The organism is Vibrio sp. L5-1 (genome assembly GCF_021728315.1).
Classification (GTDB): Bacteria; Pseudomonadota; Gammaproteobacteria; order Enterobacterales; family Vibrionaceae; genus Vibrio; species Vibrio splendidus_K.
The window spans coordinates 972762-984811 of record NZ_JAKKCQ010000001.1 but is presented as its reverse complement, the minus strand read 5'-3'; the positions used below and the strand labels follow the sequence as shown (position 1 = coordinate 984811).

At 44.1% G+C, this 12050-nt stretch carries 10 protein-coding genes and 1 pseudogene; 9 read left to right on the top strand and 2 right to left on the bottom strand.

Going from position 1 to position 12050, the window contains the following annotated elements; translation table 11 throughout:
- Window positions 1-122: 122 nt before the first annotated feature.
- On the bottom strand, window positions 123-1031 hold the full coding sequence (gene arcC / locus L3V35_RS04030) for a carbamate kinase (protein WP_237298490.1): 909 nt from the start codon (window positions 1029-1031) through the stop codon (window positions 123-125).
- Window positions 1032-1427: 396 nt separating this feature from the next.
- On the opposite strand from arcC, the gene L3V35_RS04025 reads away from it, so the two are divergent.
- The 9 genes and pseudogenes from L3V35_RS04025 (at window position 1428) to L3V35_RS03990 (ending at window position 10242) form a co-directional block, all read left to right on the top strand.
- Window positions 1428-2864, top strand: coding sequence for an APC family permease (locus L3V35_RS04025; protein WP_017078523.1), 1437 nt, complete (start codon window positions 1428-1430; stop codon window positions 2862-2864).
- Window positions 2865-2880: 16 nt separating this feature from the next.
- Complete coding sequence (gene aguA / locus L3V35_RS04020) at window positions 2881-3972, top strand: agmatine deiminase (RefSeq protein ID WP_065206656.1); 1092 nt, start codon at window positions 2881-2883, stop codon at window positions 3970-3972.
- Window positions 3973-4141: 169 nt separating this feature from the next.
- Window positions 4142-5188, top strand: coding sequence for an ornithine carbamoyltransferase (gene argF / locus L3V35_RS04015; RefSeq protein WP_004732254.1), 1047 nt, complete (start codon window positions 4142-4144; stop codon window positions 5186-5188).
- Between the two features lie 175 nt (window positions 5189-5363).
- Window positions 5364-6629, top strand: coding sequence for a RidA family protein (locus tag L3V35_RS04010; RefSeq protein WP_237298489.1), 1266 nt, complete (start codon window positions 5364-5366; stop codon window positions 6627-6629).
- A gap of 175 nt (window positions 6630-6804) precedes the next feature.
- Window positions 6805-7788, top strand: a complete 984-nt coding sequence (locus L3V35_RS04005) for an HAD family hydrolase (protein ID WP_237298487.1) — start codon at window positions 6805-6807, stop codon at window positions 7786-7788.
- Between the two features lie 205 nt (window positions 7789-7993).
- A complete protein-coding gene (locus tag L3V35_RS04000) occupies window positions 7994-8689 on the top strand; it encodes an aspartate/glutamate racemase family protein (RefSeq protein WP_237298485.1) in 696 nt (231 codons plus the stop codon).
- 312 nt (window positions 8690-9001) lie between these two features.
- Window positions 9002-9385 (top strand): hypothetical protein, encoded by a 384-nt coding sequence (locus L3V35_RS03995; protein ID WP_054545906.1) that lies wholly within the window; start codon window positions 9002-9004, stop codon window positions 9383-9385.
- Between the two features lie 232 nt (window positions 9386-9617).
- Window positions 9618-9713 (top strand): annotated as a pseudogene (locus L3V35_RS25525) (radical SAM protein); the annotation flags it as partial.
- Between the two features lie 292 nt (window positions 9714-10005).
- Window positions 10006-10242 (top strand): YdcH family protein, encoded by a 237-nt coding sequence (locus L3V35_RS03990; protein WP_012600119.1) that lies wholly within the window; start codon window positions 10006-10008, stop codon window positions 10240-10242.
- Window positions 10243-10460: 218 nt separating this feature from the next.
- Here the strand turns inward: L3V35_RS03990 and glpD are convergent, their stop codons facing one another.
- Entirely contained in the window at window positions 10461-12020 is a 1560-nt protein-coding gene (gene glpD / locus L3V35_RS03985; protein ID WP_171331215.1) for a glycerol-3-phosphate dehydrogenase, read from the bottom strand.
- Between the last annotated feature and the right edge of the window lie 30 nt (window positions 12021-12050).

The following is a 12050-nucleotide window of genomic DNA, read 5'->3' as shown; positions in this document are numbered from 1 at the left end:
ATGATCCTCACCTTTATTGTGGAACACAAAAAACATAAAGGGTTTTCAAGAAAAGTTCCAATTGGAATATCAAAACTTAGACTTTGTGACCCTTTATTTATATAAACCATGATAAGCCGATGTTAGGCGTTAATATGTGTCCCCGTTTTCTCTTCAATGATCTCTAGTGCGCTCGATAGGTCACCAATGTGTCCGTGTTGTTTTGTCCTTTCAACAAAAAGACAGCATGCGTCGACCTTCGGCCCCATAGAACCTGCTGGGAACGTGTATTTCTTCATTTGTTCAACTGACACGTTCTCAAGCTTCTCTTCCTTTGGGGTTCCCCAATCTAAACAAACATGAGACCCATCGGTGAGGATTAACAAATGCTCTGCGCCGATTTCTTCCGCAATGAGTGCCGCTGTCATGTCTTTGTCGATTACCGCTTCAAAACCCACATAAGCGCCATCTTTTTCCACTACCGGAGCGCCACCGCCACCGCCACAAATAATTAGGTGCTCTTTCTCTAGCAAGTCTTTGATGGCTTTTATTTCTAGCACTTCTTTTGGCGAAGGTGATGGCACCACGCGACGCCAGTGTGCGCCGTCAGGTTTCACAACCCATTGGTTGGCTTCTGCGAGTTTTTTAGCTTGTTCTTCTGTATAGATAGGGCCAATAAATTTGGCTGGGTCGGCAATCGCAGGATCATTTTCGTCTATAACAATTCGAGTCAGAATCGTGGTCGTAAAGCGGTCTTTAATTGCAGCATTTAGCCCTTGCTGGATGAGGTAACCAATCATCCCTTGAGTCTCAGCACCAAGCACATCAAATGGATAAGGGGGGCAATCTTTATAAGCATTGTTCTGCAATGAGAGTAGGCCGACTTGAGGGCCATTTCCGTGTACAACCACTAAGCGGTAATCTTTGCTGAGCTCAGCCAAAGAGCTGGCGGTTTGCGCGATGCTCTTTTTTTGGTTTTCACAACTCATTACTTCACCACGCTGTAGTAAAGCATTCCCACCGACAGCAACAACAATAATAGGCTTCGACATGTTTAACTCTCCAAATAATATTTTGCTCAGTGCAAATAAGTTGGTTTGAATTGTATTTAAATATTGTCGGTGCCGTGGGGATAAAAATCACAATTCGATTTGTGCTCAATATTTGATGTTTTTAGTCGCCTATATGTCACAGAAAGCCTTAATTACCCTTAAATTAACTAGATATGTGATCTTGGTTTTGAAATGGAAAATGTATTTATTAATCGAATGGTTATTGACCAAAATCAAGTATTCCGACTTTTAGCATTATAAATCTAATATTTGTTGGGTTTATTTTGTTTTTACCCCGAACTCGTTTGTGTAAAACCGATATTCAATTTTCATCCCAGTTCACTTCATCGCTTTGCCGTTTAATTAATCCCGAATTAGAGATTAAGGAGCTAAGAGATGAGTAACGAAACGCAAGGAAAAATGGGGGTTACGGGAATTGCACTCTTTACACTGTGTGCAGTTTTGGTGGTCGACACATTAACAGCGTCAGCCAGTATTGGTGTCAGTGCCATTGGTTGGTGGGTGTTAATGCTGGTCTTCTTTGTCATTCCATATGGCTTAATTACTTCCGAACTGAGTACCACCTACCCAGGTGAAGGTGGGATTTACGATTGGGTAAAACAAGCCTTCAATTTTAAATGGGCAGTCAGAACAACGTGGTTTTACTGGATTAACGTTGGTTTATGGATGCCTGCGGTATACATCATGTTTGCAGGGATGTTTGCCGAACTTTTCATGCCAGATCTGTCTTTATGGGGACAAATCGCCATTTGTATATTACTCACCTGGCTAACGGTTTTGATTTGTAATGTGTCTGCCGACATCGGAGTGTGGGTCACCAATATTGGCGCAATATTAAAAATTGTCGTGATCAGTACATTGGGTGTAGGCGGCTTTATCTATGCAATGAAAAACGGCGTAGCTAACGAATTTACGTTGCCAGCTATGATGCCTTCATTGGATTCTGCGGTCTCTTTCTTACCAGCGATTGTGTTCAACCTAATGGGTTTTGAATTGGTTGCGACCATGACTAAAGAAATGAAAGACGTTCGTGATATGCCTAAGGCCGTCTTCCTCTCTATCGGTATCACCGCTTTCTTATACATCTTCGGTACGGTAGGCATTTTGATGGCGCTACCTGTCGAAAGCATTGGTTTGGTGTCTGGCCTTATCGACACATTTAGAACACTTTTCGGCACTGGCGTGGTTGGTACAGCCATGGTGTACATCTTCGGTACTTTCGCTTTGTTAACGCTTATCGGCAACATGGTGAGTTGGACAATGGGCGCCAGCCGAGCTGCTGCTGAAGCCGCTCAAGAAGGTGAACTTCCAGCCCCTGTCGCGAAAGTGTCAGAGAAAGGTTCCCCTGTTGGTGCGAACAACATTACTGGCACGGTATCAACGGTCGTTATTCTGTCTTACGCGCTGTTTGCTCAGGGCAATGATGATTTGTTCTGGTCGATATTTGCCTTCTCTAGCTGCATTTTCTTACTTCCTTACCTGTTCATGTTCCCGGCATACCTAAAGCTTCGAGTGGTTGATGGTCAACGCGAACGCCCATTCAAAGTACCTGGCGGTATGGCGGCTCAATGGGTCATGTCGATTGTTTGTTTCTTGGTCGTCCTTCAAGCCGTGATCTTATTTATTTTCCCCGAAGCTCTTGATCTAACTGTTGCCGATTGGGGATACACAGGACCTGTTTTGATTGGCGTGATTGCCACCATCCTTGCTGGCGAATGGATTCTTCTAGGTGCTCTAAAACGCAAGAAGCAGCAAGGTTCAGGCGATGACGACACGACCGAGACACAAGATAAAAAAGAAGCTCAAGCATAATTTAGGGGACATAACGATGAAAAAACTGATTGATACCACTCCAAAACACGATGGCTTCAGAATGCCAGGAGAACACGAGCCACATAGCGAAATTTGGATGGCTTGGCCAGAGCGCACCGACAACTGGCGCAATGGGGCCAAACCAGCACAAGCAGTGTTTGCAGACGTTGCCACCAAGATCAGCCATACAACGCCAGTCACCATGCTTGCGAGTTCTGAGCAATACGATAACGCAGTATCTCGTTTACCAGAGGACATTAGAGTATTGGAAATCTCAACTGACGATTCTTGGATGCGTGACATCGGGGCGACTTATGTGGTCGATGACAGCGGTGAACGTCGAGGTGTGGATTGGGAATTCAATGCATGGGGCGGGTTTGTGGATGGTTTGTATTCACCGTGGAATCGCGACAACCAAGTCGCTCAAAAGATGTGTGAAACCATTCGTGACTCCAGATACCGCGCTCCAATCGTACTAGAAGGCGGCTCAATTCACGTGGATGGAGAAGGCACGCTCTACACAACCGAAGAGTGCTTATTACACGAAAGCCGTAACCCAGACATGAGCAAAGAAGAGCTGACGGAAGTACTTTGCGAACACCTCAGCGTTGAGAAGGTAATTTGGCTACCTCGTGGTTTATACAACGATGAAACCAATGGTCACGTCGATAACATCCTTCATGTCGTGAAGCCGGGTGAAGTGGTTCTAACGTGGTGCGATGACAAGAACGATCCTCAATATGAGATCAGCAAAGAAGCCTATGACTACATCACCAGTCAGACCGATGCCAAAGGTCGTCAGATAAAAGTACACAAGCTGCCGATGCCAGGCCCTCTTTTCATGACCGAGGAAGAAGCGGCAGGTATCGATATCGCAGATGGAATGGAGCGAGAAGCGGGTGAGCGTTTAGCGGCGTCGTATGCCAATTACTTGATTACCAATAACCAAATCGTGTTGCCTTTGTTGGATAAACGCTACGACAACGATGTTATCGGGATCTTGGAAGGCATCTATCCGGGCTACGAAGTGAATGGCGTCCCGGCTCGAGAAATTTTGTTAGGTGGCGGCAACATCCACTGCATCACCCAACAAGTACCAAGAGTTTAGTTACAACGATAAACCTAATAACAACTAAAGACTGAGAACAGTCGTTAACACCAATATTTAATCCAAACGTAGCGGTTCTTGAAAGTAATGGCATGTATTCAAAATCAAATCGCCATGAAAGAGAACTTACAAGAACCGCGCACAAAATTATGAAAAATAGGAACTTATTATGAAATTACCTTCTTCTAGCGCAACTGAACTAAACAAAGCAAATCTGGAACATATGGTGTCTATGAAAGACTTCTCGGTTGAAGAAATGGACAACATGATGGAATTGATGACTCACCTTAAGCAGGCTAGAAAGGACAATGCAATTCCGCCGTTGTTCAAAGGTAAATCTGTTGGGATGATCTTCGAAGCTGGCTCTACACGTACACGTGTTTCTTTTGAAGTGGCAGCAACATTGCTGGGTGGACACGCGTTGTTCTTGTCACCAAAAGATATCCATTTAGGTGGCAAAGAGTCTATTGATGATACTTCGCGTGTGTTGTCACGTATGTGCGACATCATCATGGCTCGTACCAATAGCCCAGAAACACTCGATGGCTTGTTAGAAATGTCGACGGTACCTGTGATCAACGGCCTTGATACGCGTTTCCACCCAACTCAAATGCTAGCCGACCTTTACACGATTAGAGAACACATTACCGATGGACGTAAGTTGTCTGATCTAACGTTAGCATTTATGGGTGATGCGACTGACGTGTGCCGTTCACTGATGCTGACTTGCGCAAAATATGGCATGGGCTTTAAGCAAATTGGTCCTAAGAAATACCACATGGAACAAGAATGGATCGATATGGCGTTGAACTTCTGTGAAGAGTCGGGCGGTACGATTGAGATCACCGACGATGTGGAGCGTATCAGCGACTGTGATGTGGTGTACGGCGATAGCTTCTACTGGGTTACACAAATGGACGAGAAAGAAGAGCGTCTTGCGGCATTCATGCCTAACTATGTGATCACTGAAGAGCTAATGGCTAAAGCTCGCCCAGGCGCAATGCTGCTGCACTGCCTACCTGCGAATGACAAAGAAGAAGTGACTCGTGGTGCACTAGAAAGTGAATACTCAGTGGCATTTGATGAAGCAGAAAATCGCTTAACTGCGCAGATGGCAATCTTGGTGTACTTCACTCATAAAGATGCGGTTATCCCAACACAAGAAACCGTTAAGCATCACGAAGAAAAAATCAGTAGCTTCCTAAGCACTTTGTAGATGTTTATTCGTGGGGGCATCACTGCCTCCACTGTTTAAAGTGAATTAAGCTGGACCAGTATTTATCACGATTTATTGGTTCGGCTATTTTTGTGCCCTTTATTTTGAACTATCGATAAACACGTGGCCGATTGGCTCTATCTGACATCAATACTCGAATAGGAGATGTATCGACATGAGTGCCGATATTATTAAAGTTTCAAGAAACACTGAAGATGCACCACTGAGCCCTTTCTCGACACAATCGGTGGCATTCTCACACTACAATAACCTCTCTGCTCAATTACCTATTGATCCTAAAACAGGTAGCCTGATCTCAGGTTCTTTAGAAGATCAAACAAAACAGTGCTTATTAAACATTCAAGCGATTGTGGAGAGCATTGGACACCGCATGTACGACGTTGTGAGAGTAAATATATACTTGAAAAACATTGCAGATATCGATGTGGTTAACGAAATCTATGCGTCGTTTTTCCAACACTATGTTCCCACATGCACGATACTCGCTGTCGTTGATTTGCCGCTCGAAGGCGCTCACTTACAAATGGATGCCGTGATCTCGAATGGTGAAGGCACTTATCCTCAAGCAGCTTGTGAGTTAGTTAAAATCGCCAGAAATACTCAACACGCGCCAGTCAGTTCTTTATCAACTCAGACGGTGGCTTTCTCTCACTATAATCACATTTCAGCTCAGCTACCGATTGATCCGAAATCGGGTAGCATCGTTGCTGGTGGAGCAAAAGAGCACGCGATTCGATGCCTCAAAAATATTAAATCAATACTGGAAAATGTTGATGTTCCGCTTGATGACATCGTGAAAGTGAATATCCATGTCAGAAGCCTTGATGACCTTGCAGCAGTCAATGAAGTGTATACCACCTTCTTCCCGGACTCCGCGATTGCGAGGGCTGTCGGTTACATGCCAGCACGTTCGGTGACGGTGGTTGAAGGCCTAGCAATGGGAGCGTTAGTGCAGATGGATGCGACCGTGTCACACGGCGATGGCACTCCGCCACAAGCGGTTGAAGATCGACATGGAATAGTGATTAAGGCAAACAATACCAAAGCTGCGCCAATAAGCCCGCTTTCAACGCAAACTGTGGCCTTTTCACACTACAACAATATCTCCGCTCAATTACCGATGGATCCAAGAGTTGGAGCGATTGTTGCGAATGGCGCAAAAGAGCAGGCGATGCAGTGCCTGAATAACATTAAAGAAGTGATTGAGAGCGTTGGCCACGTGATGGATGACATCGTGAAGTTGAATATCCAATTAAGAGACATGGCAGATCTAGATGTGCTTAATGACGTTTGCACGCGTTACTTTGGAGGTCCATTACCTGCGCGCACAGTTATTGGTGTGTCTAATATCCCTATGGGCGCCTTGGTGCAAATTGATGCGATTGCTTCTAATGGAGAGGGAACCCCACCGAGTCTTTAAGCTTTTTTCGGGCATTAGAAAACGAGGGCTAGCTGTGAGGCTAACCCTCTTTTTACGACAGCCCCAACGACAATATGAGTATTGGTTATAGTGTCCATAAGTGGAAAATCAGAGTAGACCAACTAGGATGAATTGAATTAAACCCTACAATTAATTCAACAACATGGTAGTTGCTATGAAGAAAATAACCCTTTTATCTGTCGCGACTTTATCTAGTCTTTCTTTCTCGTCTTTTGCTAAAGACTGTGACCATAACTTGCTGCCTTCTTGGAAAGATAGCGAGAGCAAATCCGCTATCGTCGACTATGTTGGGAAAACCACCAAAGCTGAGTCTGATACGTTCGTGGTGATTGAAGATCGTATCGCCGTGTTCGATAACGACGGTACGCTTTGGTCGGAAAAGCCTTACTACTTCCAACTGGCTTTTGCGTTAGACCGTGTAAAAGAGATGGCACCAGATCACCCTGAATGGAAAACCGAAGCACCTTTTAAGTTTGTGCTTGAAGATGATATCGAGAGCGTTCTTGGCAGCGGTGAAGAAGGGTTATTGAAAATCATTATGGCGACACATTCTGGTATGACTGTTGAGCAATACCAACAAGACGTTGAGCAATGGTTGACGGTAGCAAAAGACGGACGTTTCAATAAAGCCTACACAGACCTTACTTATCAGCCAATGAAAGAGATGCTGACTTACCTGCAAGAGCATGACTTTAAAACTTACATTGTGTCGGGAGGTGGTGTTGATTTCATGCGAGCGTGGGCTCCGCAAGCTTACAACATTCCTACAGAACAAATCATTGGTAGCGCCCTTCAATACAACTACAGCTACAACGATGGTAAGCCGACGGTTACTAAGGATTCGTCCATTTTGACCATCGATGACAAAGCCGGAAAGGTCACTAACATTCAGCATATTATCGGTAAGAAGCCTATTTTAGCAGTAGGCAACTCAGATGGTGACCAAGCAATGATGCAATGGGCAACGAGTCAACCCAACTCAATGGCTATGATTGTTCATCATACTGACGCTGAGCGCGAGTGGCAGTACGATCGTAAGTCTCATGTTGGTAAGTTGGATAAAGCGCTAGATGAGGCGAATTCCAGAGAGGATTGGACGCTGATCGACATGAAATCCGATTGGTGTGAGGTGTACTAACGCCTAGTTTTTCTTTGGTAAAAAACACAAAGGCTCGGATTGTTGATTCGAGCCTTTTTTGTTCGCGGACGTTTTGAAGTCAGAGGTTTGGAATGAACGCTTGAAAACAATGAAGGCTTAATGCCTCGCTTTAAGTAAGAACGTACTATAAGTTCTTAACTCATGACGGTTTAATAGGATAGTCGAAAAATAAAGGAATAAAAACATGAAAACGATCGGTTTGCTCGGCGGTATGAGTTGGGAGTCGACAGTAAGCTACTATAAATCCATCAACGAGGGCGTTAAAGCGATCCTTGGTGGGCTCAATTCTGCAAAGGTTTGTATGTACAGCGTGAACTTCGATGAGATAGAAAAGCTACAACACCAAGGTCGCTGGGCTGAGACTGCTGATATCTTGTCAGACGCGGCCTTATCGGTTGAGAACGGCGGGGCGGACTTTATCCTGATCTGTACCAATACCATGCATAAGGTCGTTCCTGAGATCGAAGAGAAGATCACGATTCCTATCTTACATATCGCAGATACCACGGCGCAGAAGTTGCTTGAGAAAGGAGTGAAGAAAGTCGGATTGCTCGGCACCGCTTTCACGATGGAGCAAGATTTCTATAAAGGGCGCCTGACTAACAAGTTCGGTATTGATGTTGTGATTCCAGATGAGAGTGACCGACAGAAAGTGCACAACATCATTTACCAAGAGCTGTGCCGAGGTGAAGTAAGAGAAGAATCTCGAGCTATCTATCGTCAAATCATTGAGAAGCTAAGCCAGCAAGGTGCAGAGGCCGTTATTTTGGGATGTACTGAAATAGCCCTGCTGATTCAACAGCACCACACCGATGTTCCTCTGTTTGATACCACTGCCATCCATGCAGAAGCGGCAGTACGTTTGGCGACGAGCGATTAGCCTATGGTTAACTTTCAGAGCATTAAGCTTGTCTTTCGATCATTCTACAACCATCAGCTAATTGGTGGTGTCAATTATTGGCCGCTGGGCGCTGCACAGTCAAAAGTATATAACTTTCAGAAGGTTGTTGATTTTTATCTGAGAGCGAATTACGAGTAACTTTTCTTTTAATGAAGACCAAAATTAAGTTTAATAAGCACTCTGTATCACACTTTTTATAAATTTTTAGGTGTGATGGTACACATTCATTTATCTCGTGAATAGAATCTCGATCTAGTGTTATTTTGGCTATGTAATTGAATGAGAATAAAAATGAAATTAAAACCTATTTTTTTGGCTTGCCTGTCTGCAACAATCCTGTCTGGCTGTTTGACTGTCCCAATTGAAGAGTTACAACCAACGGCAGACCAAAAAACAATTGATACCGCTATTGAGTATCTAAGCGATATAAAAGGTATAACGATTACAGAAAATGGCGTGATCTATTATGTTGAGTCACTGCCGGGCAATTCTCGATGGGCAACAGCGCATATTTTGGAGTCTAGCTATCGCTACTCTTGCGAAGGTCTTCGCTGGTATGTAGATCGAGGTATGATCGTGAGAATGAGATTCCAAGGTAATAGTGGCACGACGCAAGATTATGATCTTGAGCGTTGTGAAACGGAAGTCCCTACAAGATTATATGAATCTAAATAGTAGGTTATCGATCCAACCACATTGAGATTGAAGCTTTTCTTTTATTAGTAGTACATCAATACCCTCTACATCTGGTGAGGGTATTTTATTTAAAGTCTATAAACTGATTCGAAATTTGTTTCTATTATCAACACTTCCCTATGTTGTTAAACTCTCCCCAATAAAGTAGGGCTTAGTCAATTTGACAACAACCAGAGCGTGAAACGGGAGATACCATATATGGAATGTGAGGGAAAAGTATCTGCTCGAGAATCTCAATATCGGCACTTTTCATTGGTGCGACCATGGTAATAACATTGTGACTCAGAAATGCTTCCTACTTGATTCAAATTTTTGCGTGGTAGCGTTTACTTAGTGTCGATACCTGTTAGCAGACTCGAAAAGTTAACACGTAAAGAATAATGCTTAGGAGGTTAAACGACTCTCGTGAGCTAATTCCGCTATTGAGATAATTTAAATAAAACCCCTCATTTTTCTAGGTGCATGTTGTAAATTTTTGAATCTGAATTGTCTATATTCTAGGCTGTGTACTGGATCTCATTTGTTATTTGAAGCACTTGCTAAGGTTAATAATGAAATGTGCTTAATACCAATCACTTTACTCAACTTAAGAGGTTTCTATGCTAGGTGAAAATCACTCTCTTGTTCACGAATTTCCTGAAATGAAAGACAAAATTGCTGAGCTTGCTAAAACTGACGATGGCTTTGCAGCAGATATGAAGACATACGACAACCTTGATAAAGAGATTCGTAAACTAGAGCTGAAAGATTCACCCATTGATGACGGCTCGATGCACCAACTAAAACATGATCGTTCTGAGCTTAAAGATTCACTGCATGCTCGTTTAATTGCCTAGCTAGCGGGTTATTTTGCTGAATAGCTAAATTAAATAGTTAGTTAGCAAATTGCAGATTGAGACAATAAAAACTCCTTCGGGAGTTTTTTTGTTTCTGCATTCCTGTTCCTATCTGAACACATAAGCTTGGGTTTCATTGGATATAAAAAAAGCTTAGCGCGGGGGACGCTAAGCTTCGTTGTTAAGTATGTTCTTGAACCATGTTTAGGCTGGTGGGATTAGCCTACTTGAGAAAAGCTCACTACCTTGCTTTGTAGCTTCTCTTTCAGGTAATCCGTTACTGCTTGCTGCTCTGACTCGCTCATGTACAGGCCAAGCTTGGTTCTGCGCCACAAGATGTCTTCGTCAGTCATCGCCATCTCTTTATTGATTAAGTAATCGATTTCAACTTGATAAACGCCATGGGCTTCGCTTGAGAATTGGCTGCCAAGGTCAGCTTCGCTATTCGCACCTTCCAGTAGTTTCCACGTGTAAGTTCCGAATTGAGTCACGTAGCGAAGCAGCAACGCTTCAGATGCCCAAGGGTATTTAGTATGGATCATCTTCGCAAGTTGCTCTCTGCTACAGCTGAAGTTACCACCTGGAAGCGTGTTGTTGGCTGTCCAAGGCGCACCCATATTGGTTAGGTGTGGTTCTAACTTCTTAAGTGCTGCTTCGCCTAGCTTACGATAAGTGGTCAACTTGCCACCGAAGATCGAAAGCAGTGGTGCTTGATCGAGCTCTGCGTCCAATTCCAATGTGTAGTCACGAGTGATCGCTTGTGGTGAATCAGATTCGTCGTCACAAAGTGGTCTTACGCCACTGTATGTCCAAACCACGTCTTCACGGCCAAGCTGTTTAACAAAGTGCTGGTTAACGATATCAATCAAGTAATCCACTTCTACATCATCAATTGCGACGTTACGTGGGTCGCCTTTGTATTCAAGGTCGGTAGTGCCGATGATCGAGAACTTATCTAGGTAAGGGATCATGAACACAATACGATTGTCTTTGTTTTGCAGAATGTACGCTTGTGGTTCGTCGTGAATGCGTGGCACAACAATGTGCGAGCCTTTGATCAGACGAATATTACGAGGCGAAGCCTGCTCTAATCCATCATCAAAGAACTGTTTAACCCAAGGACCAGCAGCGTTAACCAGCGCTTTTGCTTTGCGTTCAAAGCGTTGGTTTGTCATCACATCAAGGATCGTCACATGCCAAATACCACCTTCGCGGTGCGCTTTTTCAACACGGCAGTAGTTACGTACTTCTGCGTTGTTCTCTTTTGCTGCTAATACGTTGAGCAACACCATACGCGCATCATCGACCCAGCAATCTGAGTATTCGAAGCCTGTCTTCATTTCTGGTTTCAGTAGCCCTGATTTTGCTAGGTTGACTGTCTTACTTCCAGGAAGAGTGGTGCGCTTACCCAAGTTATCGTAAAGGAATAGGCCACAGCGAATCATCCAAGCTGGGCGTAAAAATGGTCGATGAGGTAAACGGAAACGCATTGGCTGAGCAACGTGAGGCGCTTTTCTTAACAAGACTTCACGTTCAGCGAGTGCTTCCGAAACCAAACGAAATTCGTAATGTTCAAGGTAGCGTAGGCCACCGTGGATAAGCTTTGAGCTAGCAGAAGACGTCGCAGATGCGAAATCATTTGCTTCGTATAAGCCAACGTTTAGACCACGACCCGATGCATCTGCCGCGATGCCTGCACCATTGATGCCGCCGCCAATCACGATCAAGTCTAAAGTGGAAGATGTACTGTTGTTTGAATTATTTTGTTGAGCACTCATGGTTTTGACCTCTTCTGAGCGAACGAGCAT